We start from the raw sequence: 18,698 nt of genomic DNA on the forward strand, positions 1-18,698 counted from the left end.
CTTCGGAACCAGAATCGCGTGCCATACTCCAAGGCACTCCGATTCAGACAGATGAAGCCGCACATGCCCAAAGGATTGATTCGCGCGATTGGCGCCCTGTTGACTGCCCTGGCCCTGTACAGCCTGCTGGGGTTTCTGATCCTGCCGGGCATTGCCTTGCGCGTGGCCAACCAGCAACTGGCCAACTACGCGACGGTGCCGGCGCACCTGCAGCGCATCGAACTGAACCCGTTCAGCCTTGAAGTCACCCTGTGGGGTCTGGTCATCGGCGAGCCGGGCAAGGAACAGGTCGCCTTCGATCGCCTGTACGCCAACCTGCAACTCGACAGCCTGTGGACCAAAGCGCTGCACCTGTCCGACATCGAGCTGGACAAACCCAAGAGCGAAATCCTCTTCGCCAAGGACGGCAAGCTTAGCCTGCTGGGCCTGTTCAACATCCCGCCCAGCGAGCCAACGCCCGCCGATCCCGACGCCAAGCCATTTCCGCTGCGCATCGACAACATCAAACTGGCCGGCGGCGTCGTGCATTTCGAGGACGTACGCCCCAGCGAGCCCATCGAATTCCTGTACGACGATCTCAGCTTCGAACTGAAAAACCTCAGCACCCTGCCCGAAGACAGCGCCGACATGACCCTCGTCGCGATCGGCCCTGCTGGCGGGCGAATCGACTGGACCGGCAACTTCAGCCTCATCCCGTTCACCTCCGAGGGCACCTTGAAAGTCACCGATGGCCAGATGAAATCCTTCTGGCCTTACGTGCGGGACGCTGTGCCGCTGGTGCTGGAAAACGGCGTGATCAGCCTCAGTACAAAGTACAAACTCAACCTGTCGAAAGAAACCGAACTGCTGTTGAACGACGTGGCAGTGAGCATCGCGCCGTTCGCCATCAAGGCACCAGACGGACGCCCGCTGGCGAAACTCGAGCGCCTGGACGTCAGCGAAACCTCTGTTGATCTGGCTAGGCAGCAGGTGGTGGTCGGCAAGATCCGCAGCAGCAAACTGGAGACATGGGCGGCACTGGAAGCCGACGGTCAACTGGACTGGCAGAAACTCTTCGCTAGCCAACCGTCTAAAGCGGCCGCCAAAGCTGCCGCAGAACCGGCCGATGCCCCTGCCGCCGCCGACTCGCCGAAAGCTGAGCCGACTTCACCCGGCAAGCCATGGCAAGTGCTGATCAAAGACGTGCAGTTGCGCAACTACACCGTGCACCTCGCCGACCGTTCAGCTCAACCGGCGGTGGCGCTGGACATCACCCCGCTGAACGTCGATCTGCAGGATTTCGACAGCCTCAACGGCTCGCCTTTCAAGCTCAAGCTCGACAGCGGATTGGGCAAGCAAGGCAAGATCAGTGCGGACGGCACCGTCAATCTGGCCCCGGTCAATGCGCAGCTCAATGTAAAAACCCAGGACATCGACTTGCGTGTCGCGCAGTCCTACATCAATCCCTTCATTCGTCTGGAACTGCGCAGCGGCATGCTGGGCAGTGATCTCAAGGTCAACCTCAAAAGCACCGAACCTCTCGCGCTCAGCGTGACCGGCCGCGCGCAGATCGATCAACTGCACACGCTCGACACGCTCAAGACGCGCGACTTCCTAAAATGGCAGCAAGTGGTGGTCGAGGGTCTGAACTATCAACATGGCGACAGCCTGTCGATCGCCAAGGTGAACCTGTTCCAGCCGTACGTGCGTTTCATGATCAACGATGACCGCACCACCAACGTCGATGACCTGCTCATCCCGCAACCCGCGGACAACAGCGCAAAAACCGCCGGCGCCAAACCGGCCGGCAAGGAAAAGCCGCTGGGTATTCACATCGGTGCCATCGCGATCAATGACGGTTCCGCCAACTTCGCCGACTTCAGCCTGACACCGAACTTTGCCACCGCCGTGCAACAGCTCAACGGCCAGATCGGCACCATCGACAGCCGGCAGGCGAAACCGGCCAGCGTCGACATCAAAGGCAAGGTCGACCGTTATGCGCCGGTGACCATCAAAGGTGCCGTCAACCCGTTCGATCCGATGGCCAGTCTCGACATCGCCACCAGCTTCAAACGGGTCGAGCTGACAACCCTTACGCCCTACTCGGGCAAGTTCGCCGGTTACCGCATCCGCAAAGGCCGGCTTAACCTTGATCTGCATTACCTGATCACCAAAGGGCAACTGAAAGCCGAGAACAAAGTGGTCGTCGAGCAACTGCAACTGGGCGAAAAAGTCGACAGTCCCGATGCGGTGAGCCTGCCGTTGAAACTGGCGATCGCCTTGCTCAAGGATGTCGATGGCAAGATCTCTATCGAATTGCCAGTGACCGGTGACCTGAACAACCCGCAGTTCAGCGTGATGCCGATTGTCTGGCAGACCCTGCGCAATCTGATCGTCAAAGCGGCCGCCGCGCCGTTCAAGATGATTGGCGGGCTGGTCAGCGGCGGCGGCTCCGAAGACCTCGGTACCGTGTCTTTCGCGCCGGGCTCCAGCGAGTTGAGCAAGGACGCCGAAGCGGCGCTGGTAAAACTGTCGCAAGCGCTCAAGGAACGTCCGGCCTTGCGCCTGGAAATCGAAGGCACTGCCGCGAAAAGCAGCGATGGGCCTTTGCTCGCCGAGCAACGTCTGGAGCGCGAATACCAATACAACTACTACAAAATGCTCCAGCGCCGTGGCGACAAAGTCCCTGCGCAGGCCTCTTTGCTGCAGGTGCCCGAAGGCGAGAAAGGCGCGCTGCTCGAAGGCATTTACCGCACCCGTCTGAAAACCCAGCCACCGGCACAATGGAAAGACCTGGGCAAGGAAGAACGCACGGCGAAAATGCGCGAAGGCGTGATCGGTTTCTGGAGTGGCAGCGATGTGCTGTTGCGTCAGTTGGGTCAGGATCGCGCCAGCACCATCAAGGATTACCTGGTCGACAAGGGCAAGCTGGAGGACGACCGGGTGTACTTCATCGACGCCAACCTTGGCGAGGCCGAGAGCGATGGCCGCGTGGTGACGCAAATGCACCTGGATGCCGAATGACCCTGCGTAACTGGCTGGCCGTGCTCGCACTGGCGTGCGCCGCTGGCCACGCGTCGGCCTCGGACACCTTGCGCTGCGGCAGCCAGTTGATCAGCCTCGGCGACCGCGCAAGCGAGGTGCTGCAAAAATGTGGCGAGCCGGCCAGCCGGGACCTGCTCGGCTACAAGCGCAGCGCCAATCGCCGCGAAGAGTTTCAGGTCGAAGAATGGACCTACGGCCCGAACAACGGCATGTACCAATACCTGCGCTTTGAAGGCAATCGCCTGCGGCAGATCACCAGCAAACGCGGTAATTAAGCCAAACGGAATTTACCCTGTGGGAGCGAGCCTGCTCGCGAATACGGTCTGTCTGCGGACGAATTTGCCGACACTACGCATTCGCGAGCAGGCTCGCTCCCACATTGGTATCCGGTCGGTCCCACGGGTAGCGCGGTAACTGAAAAGATCGGACGATCTTTTCTTTTACGAAATAGAACAGGCCCCGACACAAGTGCCGGGGCCTGTAATGGTCACATCCGTGTGACCGTTCGCATGAACTCTAAAGTTGCGGCAGACGTATGGCTCGGCCCGTCTGTCGCACCTTCTCCCGGTCCAGGCGAGAAGTCTTGTCTTACTCGGCTTTCAGGCCGTCAGCAGAGACTGCTTTGACGCCTTTGATTTTCTTGGCAATGGCAACCGCTGTATCTTTTTGCGATTCGGTCACCGCAGTGGTGGACGACAGGGAAACAACACCTTTGTTGGTTTCAACCTTGATGTCGGTGCCAGGAATGCCTTTTTCGGTAACCAGGTCAGCTTTGACCTTGGTGGTGATCCAGGTGTCGGAAGTAGCTTCTTTCGCTTGGGTAACTTCACCGGCAGCCAGAACCATCGGAGACTGGGTTGCCTGAGCGGACTGGGCGAATGCACCGCCAGCCATGGTCAGGGTCAGAGCGGTAGCAGCGGCAGTGATAGCGAACTTCTTCATACGAGTAACTCCTGTTTTTACTTGAAGTCTGCTGTAACGCTTGTCAGCAGGGTTACCGAGGATAGTGCGAACGCTGTGCCAACTTTTTGTACTCGATAAAATCGATTCAAATCAATAGGTTATGAATTCAGGCAATTTTCATTTTCGTGCAAAATGCATGACTCGAGCGAGAATCACATGCAAGTTGCGGTTTTTTGGAAAGTTCATAAGCTGCTGAAATTATTAGAGCTTTTGTGAAGCGGCAGAGATACGAAAATGCCCCGCAGTGCGGGGCATTCCAATGCAATGGCTGGTTTACGCGCCGCTCGCAGTGCAGCCTCGAGGGGAATAATCCGCATTGACGGTCGTTGCGCAAGTCCAGGTGCCCGATGTATTACCGGTGGCGGCACCGGAACGAGAGAGCGTAATGGTTTTGCCCAATACAGGTCCCGGGGCGTTGAGCAAAGTGCATGTGATGGTGCCCTCGCCAGTCGCCGCTGTACCTGTAACTGCCAACGTACAGTTGGAAGTGGCTGTCGTACCGTTAGCCACATTGGCCAGAGTCGGTGCGGTCCCCTGATTGATCGTGTCTTCAAACGGCACCTTGAGCGCACTGAGCTCCGCCAGCCCCGCCGTCACCTTCGACCGCGCCTGATATTTCGAATACTGGGGCAGGGCAATAGTCGCCAGAATGCCGATGATCGCCACCACGATCAGCAGTTCGATCAGCGTAAAACCTTGTTGTTTTTTCATAGACTCGCTCCATGCATGAGTGGAAATCTCATGATCTGATCAAGGCCCAGCACAGGCCATGCCAACGGCTTTCAGCCCCTGCTTGCCGGGCGCCAGCAGACAACAACGCGATTTCCTACAACCTGCAACCGCACTATCTGACGCTTTTTGTCACCTGCACCGGCCGTGTTTGGCGCTGTCACTTGACTAGGCTATAAGTCATGAACAGCAAGTGTGCGGAATTCCCATGAATGACATCGCTCTGAGCGGTCTGGCCAAGCAATTGGTCCAGGCCGAGTTGCTTACGGAAACAAGCGCCCGGCAATCCTGGACGCAGGCCCAGCGCAACCGCGTCTCGCTGGTGAACTATCTGGTGCACAACAAACTGGTCAACAGCCGGCAGATTGCCGAGATCGCCTCGGAACATTTCGGCATGGCCCTTATCGATCTGAACTGCCTCGACAAGGAAACCCAGCCCAGGGGCCTGGTCAGCGAAAAACTCGTGCGTCAGCATTGCGCCCTGCCCCTGTGGCGGCGCGGCAACAAACTGTTCGTGGGCATTTCAGACCCGAGCAATCAACAGGCGATCAGCGATATCCAATTCAGCACCGGCCTGAGCACCGAAGCGATTCTGGTGGAGGACGACAAACTCAGCGACGCCATCGACAAATTCTTCGATACCCACACCACCGGCCTCGAGGAAATGGCCGATGTCGATCTTGACGGGCTCGACGTCGAATCCATCGACGACAGCAAGCAGGACGTGATCGGCGGCCTCGACGCCGACGACGCGCCGGTCGTGCGCTTCGTGCACAAGATGTTGCTGGACGCGATCAAGAGCGGCTCTTCCGACCTGCATTTCGAACCCTACGAGAAAAACTACCGCGTGCGCATGCGTACCGACGGCATGCTGCGCGAAGTGGCCAAGCCGCCGATCCAGCTGGCCGGGCGCATCGCCGCGCGCTTGAAGGTCATGGCCAGCCTGGATATTTCGGAACGGCGCAAACCGCAGGACGGGCGAATCAAGATGCGCCTGTCGAAAAGCAAATCCATCGATTTCCGGGTCAACACCCTGCCGACCCTGTGGGGCGAAAAAGTAGTGATCCGGATTCTTGACCCGTCCAGTGCGCAGATGGGCATCGACGCGCTGGGTTACGAGCCTGAGCAAAAAGCCTTGTATCTGGCCGCGCTCAAACAGCCTCAGGGCATGATTCTGGTCACCGGCCCCACCGGCTCGGGTAAAACCGTGTCGCTTTATACCGGCCTGAACATCCTCAACACCGTCGACATCAACATTTCTACCGCCGAAGACCCGGTTGAAATCAACATGGAAGGCATCAACCAGGTCAACGTCAATCCCCGGCAAGGGCTGGATTTTGCGCAGGCGCTGCGCTCGTTTCTGCGTCAGGACCCGGACGTGATCATGGTCGGCGAAATCCGTGACCTGGAAACCGCCGAGATCGCGATCAAGGCTGCGCAGACCGGTCACCTGGTGCTGTCGACCCTGCACACCAACAGCGCGGCGGAAACGCTGACGCGCCTGCACAACATGGGCATTCCCGGCTTCAACATCGCCACCTCGGTCAGTCTGATCATTGCCCAGCGCCTGGCGCGCAAGCTGTGTATTCATTGCAAGCGGCCGCTGGAGATTCCTCGCGAAACCTTGCTCAAGGAAGGCCTGCCCGAGGAACGTATCGGCAGTTTCACGATCTACGAGCCGGTCGGTTGCGATCACTGCAACGGCGGCTACAAAGGACGCGTGGGGATTTATGAAGTGGTGAAGAACACACCGGACCTGCAACGGCTGATCATGGCCGAAGGCAATTCGCTGGAAATCGACAGCCAGATGCGTCGCGACGGCTTCGCTGACCTGCGCACGTCGGGGCTGCACAAAGCCATGCAAGGCGTCACCAGCCTTGAAGAGATCAACCGGGTCACCAAGGATTGAACATGGCGGTCAAGGCAGCGAAAGTCAGCGTCTACGCCTGGGAGGGCACGGACAGAAAAGGCAGCAAGGTCACCGGCGAATTGAGTGGGCAAAGCCCCGCGCTGATCAAGGCCCAGTTACGCAAACAGGGCATCAACCCCGGCAAGGTGCGCAAGAAATCCGGAGCCTTGCTGAGTTTTGGCAAACGCATCAAAGCTCAGGACATCGCCCTGTTCACCCGGCAAATGGCAACCATGATGAAGGCCGGTGTGCCGTTGTTGCAGTCCTTCGACATCATTGGCGAAGGCTTTGAAAACCCGGCCATGCGCAAACTGGTCGATGAGGTAAAACAGGAAGTCGCCTCGGGAAACAGCTTCGCCACGTCGCTGCGCAAGAAGCCGCAATATTTCGACGAGTTGTATTGCAATCTGGTCGATGCCGGGGAGCAGTCCGGTGCCCTCGATACCTTGCTTGAGCGGGTCGCAACCTATAAGGAAAAAAGTGAAGCGCTCAAAGCCAAGATCAAGAAAGCCATGACGTATCCCACCGCCGTGGTGCTGGTCGCGGCGGTGGTGACCGGCATTCTGCTGGTCAAAGTGGTGCCGCAATTCCAGTCGGTTTTTTCCGGATTCGGCGCTGAATTGCCGGGTTTCACGCTGATGATCATCAGTTTGTCGGAGTTCATGCAGCAATGGTGGTGGGCGATTCTGTTCGCAATGGTGGCGGCGTTTTTCGGGACCCGCCACGCCCTGAAGAAGTCCCAGGCCTTGCGCGACCGCCGGGATACCTGGCTGCTGAAACTGCCGCTGGTGGGGACGTTGATGTACAAGTCAGCGGTCGCGCGTTTTGCCCGCACGTTGTCCACGACGTTTGCCGCCGGTGTGCCTTTGGTCGAAGCGCTCGATTCGGTCGCCGGCGCTACTGGCAACGTGGTGTTCAAGCGCGCGGTGCTGCGGGTTCGTCAGGACGTCTCCACTGGCATGCAGCTGAATTTCTCGATGCGCAGCACCGGCGTATTTCCCAACATGGCGGTGCAAATGACTGCAATCGGTGAGGAGTCCGGCGCACTGGACGACATGCTCGACAAGGTTGCCGGTTTTTACGAAGCCGAAGTCGATAACATGGTCGACAACCTCACCAGCCTGATGGAGCCCTTTATCATGGTGGTGCTGGGGGTCATCGTCGGCGGACTGGTGGTGGCCATGTACCTGCCGATCTTCCAGCTCGGCTCAGCGATCTGATATGCCTGTCGACGAAATGTTTGCCGTGTACCCACTGGCGTTTGTCCTCACTGCGCTGCTGCTTGGCCTGGTCGTTGGCAGCTTCCTCAATGTGCTCGTGTGGCGGCTGCCGAAAATGCTCGAGCGCGATTGGCGTCAGCAGGCCCATGACGTCCTCGGCATGCCCGTTGAAATGCCAGCGCCTGTTTATAACCTGATGCTGCCGCATTCGCAGTGCCCTCATTGCGCGCACCGGATTCGCCCGTGGGAAAACATTCCGCTGCTCAGCTATCTGTGGTTACGCGGGCGCTGTTCAGCCTGTTCTGCGCCGATCAGCAAGCGATACCCGTTGACCGAACTGGCCTGCGGCCTGCTCTCGGCGTTCATCGCCTGGCACTTCGGATTCGGCTGGCCGGCGGGGTTGCTGATCGTCCTCACCTGGGGGTTGCTGGCGATGAGTCTGATCGACAGCGAACACCAACTGCTGCCCGATGTGTTGGTGCTGCCGTTGTTGTGGCTGGGGCTGATCGTCAACAGTTTCGGCGTATTCGCGCCGCTGCATGATGCACTGTGGGGGGCGGTGGCGGGATACCTGGCGCTGTGGTCGGTGTTCTGGCTGTTCAAGCTGCTCACCGGCAAGGATGGCATCGGCCATGGCGATTTCAAGCTGCTGGCGCTGCTAGGGGCCTGGGGCGGGTGGCAGATTCTGCCGCTGACGATTCTGTTGTCATCACTGGTCGGGGCGATTCTGGGCGTCGTCATGCTGCGCCTGCGCGGCCAGGAAACCTCGACGCCGATCCCCTTCGGGCCCTTTCTGGCGATTGCCGGCTGGATTGCCTTGCTCTGGGGTGGTCAAATGACCGACTTCTATTGGCAGTCTGTCGGTTTGAAATGAATACCCCTGTGGAAAAACCCTGGATTCTCGGCCTGACCGGCGGCATCGGCAGCGGGAAAAGCGCGGCGGCGCAGCACTTTATCGACCTCGGTGTGCATGTGGTGGACGCCGATCATGCTGCACGCTGGGTAGTCGAGCCGGGGCGTCCGGCGCTGGCAAAAATCGCCGCACATTTCGGCCCCACGGTGTTGCAGGCCGATGGCACCCTGGATCGCGCCGCCCTGCGAAAGCTGATTTTCGAAGAACCCGAACAGCGTCGTTGGCTCGAAGCCCTGCTGCACCCGTTGATCGGCGAAGAAATCGTCCATCATCTGGCGCAGGCAAAATCGCCTTACGCGATTCTGGTTTCGCCGTTGTTGATCGAGTCGGGGCAATACGCGATGACTCAGCGCATCCTTGTGATCGATGCGCCACAGCAATTGCAGATCGAACGCACCTTGCAGCGTGACCAGACCAGCGAACAGCAGGTCGAGGCGATCCTCAAGGCGCAATCGAGCCGTGAAGACCGCGTGAGCCGTGCCGATGACGTGATCGTCAATGATCGCGACCTCGCCTGGTTGCAGAGCGAAGTCGAGCGTCTGCACCACTTTTACCTGACATTATCCGGAGGCCAAGCATGAGCCAGATTCCAACCGTTGAATGCCCAACCTGCGGCGCACCCGTCGAGTTCACCCCGCAAAACGAATTTCGTCCGTTCTGTTCCCACCGCTGCAAGCTGATTGACCTCGGCGCCTGGGCGTCGGAAGAACACAAGATTCCGGTCGCCCCGGATGCCGAAGACGAACTGTTTTCCGGCGATTTCGATCCGCGCCACTGATCCGTCAGGGCCTCATAAAGCCGTAGTCCTGAGCATGAAATTACGCGGCGAACGCCGCTTTGATAGGGATCAGGACTTCGGATCGTCGTCCTTCCACGGCGCCGATAGGTAGCGGGTGCGGTTGAAAGTCTCCAGCCACTCCGGGCTGAACACCACCAGCGCGCTGACGACCATGCCGTTGATAAACGCCTCGGGGAAGAGGATGAGCCACAGGTAGCCGACGAAGTCCTCCAGCCATTCGGGCATGGCGAAGAGACCGTCGTACCAAAGCAACGTGAGGCTCAGCGTCAGGCACATCAGCGCTGACAATGCGGCAGCAAGAAAACCGGAACAGAAGATATAGACGAATGGATTACGAGGCTGGGCGCGCTCGACGAGGATCGCCACGCATTCGGTAATCAGCACCGGCAACAGAATAAACAAGGCGCCGTTGACGCCGAGCGCCGCGAGATCCTGACGCCCGAGCAGGGTCAGCCCCACTTGCGCGACGAGGCCACCGACAATTGCCAATGGCCAGTCGAGCAGCAACGTCACCGCCGTCATGCCAATGAAGTGATAAGACACCCCGGTGTCGAAATCCCTGCGCACCAGCCACAGCAGAAACAGAGCGAACACCGTGCCGAACAGCAGGTGTTGGCGCCGACTGTCGCTGAACAACTCGACCCACGGCGCCCGCGCGATTGCCCAAAGCAGCACCGGCAGATAAATCAGCCAGCCGAGCGTCAGGCTTGCCATCGAAAGCAGTTCAGCTCCAATCATGACCCTTCACCTCGCCAACGCAAATTCCCCGCAGGAGCTGCCGAAGGCTCGGGCCGCGATCGGACGATCCTTTGACGTTAAAAGAACAGAATCAAAAGATCGCAGCCTTCGGCAGCGCCTACAAGTGCGCAATGCCGCGACAGCTGTATCCGTCAGCCGATGCAAAGCTACCTGTTTGTCGCATTTGGACGCTAAGCTTGGGCTTATGGATGATTCAGATTATTTACGTTTGCTGACCATCGCGGCCGAGCAAGCCAACGCGTTCCTGTCCAATGCCCGCAAGTGGGAGCGTGAGCGTTGGGTTTGCCAGCGCCTGCTGCAAGGCTTGAACATCCCCTACCGCGCCGACGAATTTGCTCCGGCCGGTGAGCCCCCGGACGTGTTGTTTCGCGATGCCAATTTCGAAGTGTTTTTTGTCCTCGATGAAGGCCGCCGTTTGAATGACGAATGGCGCGATGAATTGCAGCGGCGGCGCAGTGCGTTTTCCCTCAGCCAGCTGGTGCGCCGCGAAGCCAAGCCCAAACGCATCCCGGCCAACGAATTTCTCTTGCGCCTGGCGCCGACCCTGCGCAAAAAAGCGCACAACTACAAGGAACGCGGCATGGATCTGGGCGAGCTCGACATCATCGCCTTCGCCAGCCTCAAACGCGAAGTGCTGGACCTCAACAGTCACTTTCCGCCACCCACCGAATACCTGCGCCAGGGCTGGCGCTCGCTGTCTTTGGTCGGGCCGACGTTCGCCCGTGTGCTGTTCGCTCACCCCGATGCGCCTGACTTTCTGCGCAGCAACCTGGGGCGCAGCATCGTTTTCGACGTGGGCATCAGCCTGTGACGCCTCTGCAGGAATTGATCGCCGAGGTTCCGCAAACGGGCCGCGTGCGCTGGATCGGCGTGCGTCCCGAGTCCCGTGGTCCGATGCTAGAACTAGAGGCGGTCGAAGCGCGGCTGGAAGCAGGGCTGACCGGCGACCATGCCCGCCCCGGCATACGCAACGCCCGGCAGGTGACGCTGATTCAATGGGAACACCTGGCGGTCATAAGCGCATTAATGGGGCGACCAGAGGATCAACCGATCAGGCCTGAAGACCTGCGACGCAATCTCGTTATAAGTGGAATCAATTTGTTTAGCCTCAAGGGGCGGCGCTTTCGCATCGGTCAGGCAATATTCGAAACCACGGGCTGGTGTCAGCCGTGCGCGCGCCTGCAAAACAACCTGGGCCCCGGTACTTTCCAGGCCGTGCGCGGGCATGGCGGAATCACCGCCCGGGTGCTACAAAGCGGCATCATTCGCTTGGGCGATGGCGTTCGCGTCGAGCCGGTTCCTGACAGCGGCTATGCTGCATTCAACCCCGGTTAAAAACCGCTGTAGCTTGCGCACATCCAGCAACGTCTACCTGACGAGGCAAATATGACCAGCCGCCTGAACCCCGAAGACCAAAAGCATGTCGAAGAATATCTGCAACTGTCCCAACACCGTGTCGAGCGCAGGCCTTTCAGGCCGTGGATGCTCCTGGTGCTGGTGCTGGCAGTGACCATTGGTCTTGGCCTGTTGAGCCGATTTATCAGTTACCTGACGCTATGAGCCGCATCGCGCTCGCGAAGGTAGCCACACCGATTTCCTTTAGCCTTGCGAGTTATCCTCATGTCCCATCGTATTGTCATTGTCGGCGGCGGCGCCGGCGGCCTGGAGTTGGCTACCCGTCTGGGTAAGACTCTGGGCAAGCGTGGAACGGCCAGTGTCATGCTGGTCGACGCGAACCTGACACACATCTGGAAACCCCTGCTGCACGAAGTGGCCGCCGGTTCGCTGAACTCTTCCGAAGACGAACTCAACTACGTCGCCCAAGCGAAATGGAACCACTTCGAGTTCCAGTTGGGGCGCATGAGCGGGCTCGACCGCGCACAGAAAAAAATTCAGCTGGCCGCGACATACGATGAAAACGGCGTCGAACTGGTGCCCGCTCGCGAAGTAGCCTATGACTCATTGGTAATCGCAGTCGGCAGCACCACCAATGATTTCGGCACCCAGGGCGCAGCGCAGCATTGCCTGTTCCTGGACACCCGCAAACAGGCCGAGCGCTTTCATCAACAACTGCTCAACCACTATTTGCGCGCCCATGCCGGGCAGACCGATGTGGTCGAGCAGATCAGCGTGGCGATTGTCGGCGCCGGTGCCACAGGCGTCGAGCTGGCCGCGGAGCTGCACAACGCCGCCCATGAGCTGGCGGCCTATGGCCTGGACCGGATCAAACCGGAAAACATGCACATCACCCTGATCGAAGCCGGTCCACGGGTGCTGCCTGCCTTGCCGGAGCGCATCAGCGGCCCGGTGCACAAGACCCTGGAGAAACTCGGGGTCAACGTGATGACCAACGCCTCGGTGAGCGAAGTGACGGCCGATAGCCTGATCACTGCCGATGGCAACGAGATCAAGGCCAGCCTGAAAGTGTGGGCGGCGGGCATTCGGGCGCCAGGTTTCCTCAAGGACATCGATGGACTGGAAACCAACCGCATCAACCAGCTGCAAGTGCTGCCTACCCTGCAAACCACTCGCGACGAAAATATCTTTGCCTTCGGGGACTGCGCGGCCTGCCCGCAACCGGGCACCGATCGCAACGTGCCTCCGCGCGCTCAGGCGGCGCATCAACAGGCTTCCCTGCTGGCCAAATCGCTGAAGCTGCGAATCGAAGGCAAGACCCTGCCGGAGTACAAATACACCGACTACGGCTCACTGATCTCGCTTTCGCGTTTTTCCGCGGTGGGCAACCTGATGGGCAACCTTACCGGCAGTGTGATGCTCGAAGGCTGGCTGGCACGGATGTTTTACGTGTCGCTGTACCGCATGCACCAAGTGGCGCTGTATGGACCGTTCCGCACGGCGATGCTGATGCTCGGCAGCAAGATCGGCCGCGGCACCGAACCGCGTCTGAAACTGCACTGAAACCAAAACGTGTGGGAGCTGGCTTGCTCCCACATTGATCGTTCCAAGCCCCGCATCGAGCGGGGCTTTTCATTGGCCTTCGATTACAGTGGAAAGCGCCGCACCATGCCCTGCAGGGCATTGGCCAGTTGCAACAATTCATGACTCGATGCGCTGATCTGCGCCTGCAGCGGATCGTACCGAAAGATTGCGGATGTTCATCAGGTTGCGACCACTTCACGCGCGACCTGCGCCTGAAGGGATTCGGCTTTCGAGAGACAAAAAAAATCCCCGTATCTTTCGATACGAGGATTTTTAGTATGGTCGGGGTAAGGGGATTCGAACTCCTGACATCCTGCTCCCAAAGCAGGCGCGCTACCGGACTGCGCTATACCCCGGTAAAAAAAAGGCGACCTTTCAAAGATCGCCTTCTTCGATCAGCGCTTTTGGCCTCTGATCTTAAGATTCGATCCCAGCGCTAACTGGTTTCAAAAATGGTGGGTCGTGTGGGATTCGAACCTACGACCAATTGGTTAAAAGCCAACTGCTCTACCAACTGAGCTAACGACCCAAATATGGTCGGGGTAAGGGGATTCGAACTCCTGACATCCTGCTCCCAAAGCAGGCGCGCTACCGGACTGCGCTATACCCCGATTTGAAATTGGCTCCGTGACCAGGACTCGAACCTGGGACCCAATGATTAACAGTCATTTGCTCTACCGACTGAGCTATCACGGAACTACATATTTCAATTTACAACGTTGAAACCTGAAGCTTCTCGACACTGTTCGCATCGCTGCGTTCGTGTGTCTGAGGCGCGCTATTCTACAACCTAGAACACCTCTGTCAACCCCCTAAATTGCTTTCAAGTTAATGATTTGCAACTTATTTCAGTTTCCAGCTCAGTAAGCTGAAACGCTGCCGGTGACTGACTGCGGGGCGCACTTTACAAGCCTTTTCCTTTGAGTTCAACAGCCTGGCGAAAAAAAGGCCTCGCAATGCGAGGCCTTCCCTGTTTCATTGACGCCGAGACTCAGTTGAAAACGATTTCGTCGTTCACGACAGCGCCTGTCGCCGTCGCGCCGGGCAGGAAATGCCCCGACAGGATCAACTGCGCCAGCGGGTTTTCGATCCAGCGCTGAATGGCACGTTTCAACGGCCGCGCGCCATACACTGGGTCGTAACCGACAGCAATCAGCTTGTCCATCGCTTCCGGACTCAGCTCCAGCTTCAGCTCGCGCTCGGCCAGACGGCTACGCAGACGGCCCAGCTGGATCTCGGTGATGCCCGCGATCTGATCTCGCGCAAGCGGCTCGAAGATCACCACTTCGTCTACCCGGTTGATGAATTCCGGCCGGAAGTGCGACGTCAGCGCGTCCATGACGGCTGCACGTTGCGCCTCACGATCACCGACCAGTTCCTGGATCTGCATCGAGCCAAGGTTGGAGGTCATCACGATCACGGTATTGCGGAAGTCCACCGTACGGCCATGGCTGTCGGTCAGGCGACCATCCTCAAGCACCTGCAGCAGGATGTTGAACACATCCGGATGCGCCTTTTCGACCTCGTCCATCAGGATCACCGAGTAAGGCTTGCGCCGCACGGCTTCGGTCAGGTAACCGCCCTCCTCGTAACCGACGTATCCCGGCGGCGCACCGATCAGGCGAGCCACGGAATGTTTTTCCATGAACTCGGACATGTCGATTCGCACCATCGCCTCTTCAGTATCGAAGAGGAATTCGGCCAGCGCCTTGCACAACTCGGTTTTGCCCACACCGGTCGGGCCGAGGAACATGAACGAGCCACTCGGACGGTTCGGGTCCGACAGCCCGGCACGCGAACGCCGGACAGCGTTGGCCACCGCGACCACGGCTTCTTCCTGACCGATCACCCGTTTGTGCAACAGGCTCTCCATCTTCATCAGCTTGTCGCGCTCGCCTTCGAGCATTTTCGACACCGGGATGCCGGTCCATTTCGACACGACTTCGGCAATCTCTTCCTCAGTCACTTTGCTGCGCAGCAACTGGTTTTCGCTCTTGCCGTGCTGATCGACCATCTGCAGGCTGCGCTCCAGGTCAGGGATCACCCCGTACTGCAACTCGGCCATGCGATTCAGGTCACCTTTGCGCCGTGCGGTTTCCAGTTCCTGACGGGACTGTTCGATCTTCTGCTGAATCTGCGCAGAACCCTGCACCTCGGCTTTTTCCGAGTTCCAGATTTCTTCGAGATCCGAGTACTCACGCTCATGGCGCTCGATTTCTTCCTGAAGTTTTTCCAGGCGTTTCTTCGCCGCGTCGTCGCTTTCTTTCTTTAGCGCCTGGGATTCAACCTTCAACTGAATCAGGCGTCGTTCCAGACGATCGAGCACTTCCGGCTTGGAGTCGATCTCCATACGGATGCGGCTGGCGGCCTCGTCGATCAGGTCGATGGCCTTGTCCGGCAACTGACGGTCAGTGATGTAGCGATGGCTGAGCTTGGCCGCCGCGATGATCGCGCCGTCGGTGATCGCAACCTTGTGGTGAACCTCGTAACGTTCTTTCAGGCCACGCAGGATCGCAATGGTGTCCTCTTCGCTCGGCTCATCTACCAATACTTTCTGGAAACGCCGCTCAAGCGCCGCGTCTTTCTCTATGTACTGGCGATACTCGTTGAGCGTGGTCGCACCGACGCAATGCAGTTCGCCGCGAGCCAGCGCGGGCTTGAGCATGTTGCCAGCGTCCATCGAGCCTTCGCCCTTACCGGCGCCGACCATGGTGTGCAATTCGTCGATGAACAGAATGATCTGCCCTTCCTGTTTCGACAGCTCGTTGAGCAGCCCTTTGAGGCGCTCTTCGAATTCACCGCGATACTTGGCACCGGCAATCAGTGCGCCCATGTCCAGCGACAGCAGACGCTTGCCCTTGAGGCCGTCCGGCACTTCGCCGTTGATAATGCGTTGAGCCAGGCCTTCGGCGATGGCGGTCTTGCCGACGCCGGGCTCACCGATCAGCACCGGGTTGTTCTTGGTCCGGCGCTGCAGGACCTGAATGGTGCGACGAATTTCGTCATCGCGACCGATCACCGGATCGAGCTTGCCGTCTTCGGCGCGCTTGGTCAGGTCGACGGTGTATTTGTCCAGCGCCTGACGCGACTCCTCGTGGTTGGCGTCATTGACGGCTTCGCCACCACGCAGGTTGTTGATCGCGTTTTCCAGGGCCTTCTTGCTCACCCCCTGACCAAGCAGCAACTTGCCAAGCTTGCTGTTCTCGTCCATCGCGGCCAGCAGCACCAGTTCGCTGGAGATGAACTGATCGCCTTTTTGCTGGGCCAGACGGTCGGCCTGGTTGAGCAGGCGCGCCAAATCCTGCGACATATTCACGTCGCCCGTCGGATTCTGGATTTTCGGTAATTGATCGAGCTCTTTGGTCAGCTCTTTTCGCAGACTGTTGACGTCAAAGCCAACCTGCATCAGCAGAGGCTTGATCGAACCACCCTGCTGTTCAAGCATGGCGTGCATCAGGTGCGCCGGCTCAATGGCCGGATGATCGTGGCCAACCGCCAACGACTGGGCGTCGGACAAGGCCAACTGTAATTTGCTGGTTAAACGGTCTATACGCATGGGTCACCTTCCTTTTGAGCAGGCCGGACCTAAGAAACCATCCTGAATGAAGAAACCTGCCAGATACCGCTATAGATGCGGTCGATTCTGCAAGATTCAAGCGTCGCAGGGTTGATGCAGATCAGACAGTCTAGCGGCTGAGCCAGACTAAAGAGGCAAACCGACCGGTGCGCGGGGAACGCCGGTAAGAGTAGAAGCGCGGATCGGTCACGGTGCAGAATCCGCCGCCGTAAACCGCCGTGACGCCACGGACCGCCAGACGCAGGCGCGCCAGCTCATAGATGTCAGCCATGAACTTGCCGGGGTTGTGGCTCGGGACAAAGGCTGTCGCCGCTTCCGGCAATTGCTCGACGAAGACTTGACGCACTTCCGGGCCGACTTCAAAAGCTGTTGGACCGATGGCCGGGCCAAGCCAGACCAGAATGTCTTGCGCTGGAACATCGAGGCTGTCGAGCGTGGCTTCAAGCACGCCCGCCGCCAGACCACGCCAACCGGCATGGGCCGCTGCAACCCGGGTGCCGGCGCGGTTGCAGAACAATGCCGGCAGGCAGTCAGCGGTCATTGCGGCGCAGGCAATGCCGGGCGTCGCCGTCCAACTGGCATCGGCGGTCGCAACCACGCCTGGATCAGCATGCGCCACGGCAGTCCCGTGCACTTGCTGCAACCAGGCAGGCTTTATAGAGAAGTGATCGGTCAGACGCCGACGATTCTCGGCGACCGCTTCGGGGCGATCATCGACATGATCGCCCAGGTTGAGGCTTTCGTACGGCGCTTCGCTGACACCACCCTCGCGGGTGGTGACACAGGCTCTGACGCTGGCCGGCGCAGGCCAGTCCGGCGTCAGCCAGTTCATCCGACGAAGGCCTCGCGATCCTGCTTGAGCAGGGTCAGCAGCCAGACAAAATCTTCCGGCAGCGGAGATTCCCAGCTCATCCGCTCACCGCTCGTCGGGTGATCCAGCTCAAGGAACCGCGCGTGCAACGCTTGACGCGGGAATTGCTTGAGGGTTTCCACCATGTTGATATTGGCGGCGGGCGGAATGCGGAAACGACCGCCGTATGCAGGGTCGCCGACCAACGGGAAGTTGATGTGAGCCATGTGCACGCGGATCTGGTGGGTACGACCGGTTTCCAGCTTCACCCGTACGTGGGTGTGCGAACGGAAGCGCTCCAGCACGCGGTAGTGGCTGACGGCAGGCTTGCCGCCTTCCATTACTGCCATGCGCTGACGCTGCTGGCCATGACGACCGATCGGGGCGTTGATCTTGCCCCCGGCCGTCACGACGCCGATCACGATGCACTCGTAGATACGGCTGACGCTGCGGCTCTGCAACTGCGTGACCAGTTTGGTCTGCGCCTGAATGGTCTTGGCCACCACCATCAGACCGGTGGTGTCCTTGTCCAGACGATGCACGATACCGGCGCGCGGGACATTGATGATGTCCGGCACGTGGTGCAGCAAGGCGTTGAGCAGGGTGCCATCGGCGTGACCGGCAGCCGGGTGCACCACCAGGCCCGCCGGCTTGTTGATCACCAGAATGTCGTCGTCTTCATAGACGATGTCGAGCTCGATGTCCTGGGCGATCCATTCGCCCTGGGCTTCCTGCTCGGCAGTCAGCTCAAGGATGGCACCGCCATGCACAATGTCGCGCGGGCGGATCACCGCCCCGTCCACAGTCAGGCGACCTTCTTTGATCCAGGCGGAAAGGCGCGAGCGTGAGTGCTCAGCGAAGAGTTGGGCGGCGACTTGATCGAGGCGTTGGCCGCCCAATTCGGACGGCACCTCTGCGCGAAGTTCTATTTTATCGGACATGCTCTGACTGGGCGTCGGCACAGCCTTTGGTTTCGGCTGCGCGCTTGTGGTTAAATACGGCGTCTTTTGCCCCG

At 59.2% G+C, this 18,698-nt stretch carries 17 protein-coding genes and 4 tRNA genes; 11 read left to right on the forward strand and 10 right to left on the reverse strand.

What is annotated here, in order from left to right; genetic code table 11:
• Nucleotides 1-51: 51 nt before the first annotated feature.
• On the forward strand, nt 52-3,003 hold the full coding sequence (locus HU727_RS13395) for a DUF748 domain-containing protein (protein WP_186532481.1): 2,952 nt from the start codon (nt 52-54) through the stop codon (nt 3,001-3,003).
• Nucleotides 3,000-3,299 carry a DUF2845 domain-containing protein gene (locus tag HU727_RS13400; RefSeq protein ID WP_186532480.1) on the forward strand — a complete coding sequence of 100 codons (300 nt, stop codon included), beginning with the start codon at nt 3,000-3,002 and terminating at the stop codon, nt 3,297-3,299. Before HU727_RS13395 ends, HU727_RS13400 begins: the two co-directional genes overlap by 4 nt.
• 313 nt (nt 3,300-3,612) lie before the next feature.
• On the opposite strand, the gene HU727_RS13405 is transcribed toward HU727_RS13400, so the two are convergent.
• Both HU727_RS13405 and HU727_RS13410 read right to left on the reverse strand, forming a co-directional pair.
• Complete coding sequence (locus HU727_RS13405) at nt 3,613-3,966, reverse strand: BON domain-containing protein (RefSeq protein ID WP_186532479.1); 354 nt, start codon at nt 3,964-3,966, stop codon at nt 3,613-3,615.
• Between the two features lie 294 nt (nt 3,967-4,260).
• On the reverse strand, nt 4,261-4,698 hold the full coding sequence (locus tag HU727_RS13410) for a pilin (protein WP_186532478.1): 438 nt from the start codon (nt 4,696-4,698) through the stop codon (nt 4,261-4,263).
• A gap of 226 nt (nt 4,699-4,924) precedes the next feature.
• Between HU727_RS13410 and pilB the strand changes: the two genes are divergently transcribed.
• From pilB to yacG, 5 genes are read left to right on the forward strand one after another with little or no spacing between them, the layout of a single operon-like run.
• Complete coding sequence (pilB, locus tag HU727_RS13415) at nt 4,925-6,625, forward strand: type IV-A pilus assembly ATPase PilB (protein ID WP_186532477.1); 1,701 nt, start codon at nt 4,925-4,927, stop codon at nt 6,623-6,625.
• Between the two features lie 2 nt (nt 6,626-6,627).
• Nucleotides 6,628-7,845, forward strand: a complete 1,218-nt coding sequence (locus HU727_RS13420; RefSeq protein WP_186532476.1) for a type II secretion system F family protein — start codon at nt 6,628-6,630, stop codon at nt 7,843-7,845.
• Nucleotide 7,846: 1 nt separating this feature from the next.
• Nucleotides 7,847-8,719 carry a prepilin peptidase gene (locus HU727_RS13425; protein ID WP_186532475.1) on the forward strand — a complete coding sequence of 291 codons (873 nt, stop codon included), beginning with the start codon at nt 7,847-7,849 and terminating at the stop codon, nt 8,717-8,719.
• Nucleotides 8,716-9,339 (forward strand): dephospho-CoA kinase, encoded by a 624-nt coding sequence (gene coaE, locus HU727_RS13430; RefSeq protein ID WP_186532474.1) that lies wholly within the window; start codon nt 8,716-8,718, stop codon nt 9,337-9,339. Before HU727_RS13425 ends, coaE begins: the two co-directional genes overlap by 4 nt.
• Nucleotides 9,336-9,536 (forward strand): DNA gyrase inhibitor YacG, encoded by a 201-nt coding sequence (yacG, locus tag HU727_RS13435; RefSeq protein ID WP_186532473.1) that lies wholly within the window; start codon nt 9,336-9,338, stop codon nt 9,534-9,536. Before coaE ends, yacG begins: the two co-directional genes overlap by 4 nt.
• 69 nt (nt 9,537-9,605) lie before the next feature.
• Here yacG and HU727_RS13440 read toward each other — a convergent pair whose 3' ends face one another.
• A complete protein-coding gene (locus tag HU727_RS13440; RefSeq protein ID WP_186532472.1) occupies nt 9,606-10,295 on the reverse strand; it encodes an energy-coupling factor ABC transporter permease in 690 nt (229 codons plus the stop codon).
• Nucleotides 10,296-10,500: 205 nt separating this feature from the next.
• Between HU727_RS13440 and HU727_RS13445 the strand changes: the two genes are divergently transcribed.
• Genes HU727_RS13445 through HU727_RS13460 form a run of 4 tightly spaced genes read left to right on the forward strand, consistent with a single transcriptional unit; the run spans nt 10,501 to nt 13,235 of the window.
• Entirely contained in the window at nt 10,501-11,127 is a 627-nt protein-coding gene (locus HU727_RS13445; protein ID WP_007909887.1) for a DUF1780 domain-containing protein, read from the forward strand.
• Complete coding sequence (locus HU727_RS13450; RefSeq protein WP_186532471.1) at nt 11,124-11,651, forward strand: MOSC domain-containing protein; 528 nt, start codon at nt 11,124-11,126, stop codon at nt 11,649-11,651. Before HU727_RS13445 ends, HU727_RS13450 begins: the two co-directional genes overlap by 4 nt.
• A 51-nt stretch (nt 11,652-11,702) precedes the next feature.
• Nucleotides 11,703-11,876: a DUF3094 domain-containing protein gene (locus HU727_RS13455; protein ID WP_007909875.1), complete on the forward strand. Its 174-nt coding sequence runs from the start codon at nt 11,703-11,705 to the stop codon at nt 11,874-11,876.
• 60 nt (nt 11,877-11,936) lie between these two features.
• Nucleotides 11,937-13,235, forward strand: a complete 1,299-nt coding sequence (locus HU727_RS13460; protein ID WP_186532470.1) for an NAD(P)/FAD-dependent oxidoreductase — start codon at nt 11,937-11,939, stop codon at nt 13,233-13,235.
• Nucleotides 13,236-13,535: 300 nt separating this feature from the next.
• Here HU727_RS13460 and HU727_RS13465 read toward each other — a convergent pair.
• From HU727_RS13465 to rluD, 7 genes are all read right to left on the reverse strand, one after another.
• Nucleotides 13,536-13,612: transfer RNA gene (locus HU727_RS13465), tRNA-Pro, on the reverse strand.
• A gap of 97 nt (nt 13,613-13,709) precedes the next feature.
• A tRNA-Lys gene (locus HU727_RS13470) sits at nt 13,710-13,785 on the reverse strand.
• A 5-nt stretch (nt 13,786-13,790) separates the two neighbouring features.
• Nucleotides 13,791-13,867 (reverse strand) — tRNA-Pro (locus HU727_RS13475).
• Between the two features lie 9 nt (nt 13,868-13,876).
• Nucleotides 13,877-13,952, reverse strand: a tRNA-Asn gene (locus HU727_RS13480).
• A gap of 295 nt (nt 13,953-14,247) precedes the next feature.
• Nucleotides 14,248-16,812: an ATP-dependent chaperone ClpB gene (gene clpB / locus HU727_RS13485; RefSeq protein WP_186532469.1), complete on the reverse strand. Its 2,565-nt coding sequence runs from the start codon at nt 16,810-16,812 to the stop codon at nt 14,248-14,250.
• A 130-nt stretch (nt 16,813-16,942) separates the two neighbouring features.
• Nucleotides 16,943-17,665 carry a peptidoglycan editing factor PgeF gene (gene pgeF, locus HU727_RS13490; protein WP_186532468.1) on the reverse strand — a complete coding sequence of 241 codons (723 nt, stop codon included), beginning with the start codon at nt 17,663-17,665 and terminating at the stop codon, nt 16,943-16,945.
• Nucleotides 17,662-18,624 (reverse strand): 23S rRNA pseudouridine(1911/1915/1917) synthase RluD, encoded by a 963-nt coding sequence (gene rluD, locus HU727_RS13495; protein WP_186532467.1) that lies wholly within the window; start codon nt 18,622-18,624, stop codon nt 17,662-17,664. The genes pgeF and rluD overlap by 4 nt, the downstream gene beginning before the upstream one ends.
• Nucleotides 18,625-18,698: the final 74 nt, after the last annotated feature.

It is taken from the genome of Pseudomonas khorasanensis (genome assembly GCF_014268505.2).
Classification (GTDB): Bacteria; Pseudomonadota; Gammaproteobacteria; order Pseudomonadales; family Pseudomonadaceae; genus Aquipseudomonas; species Aquipseudomonas khorasanensis.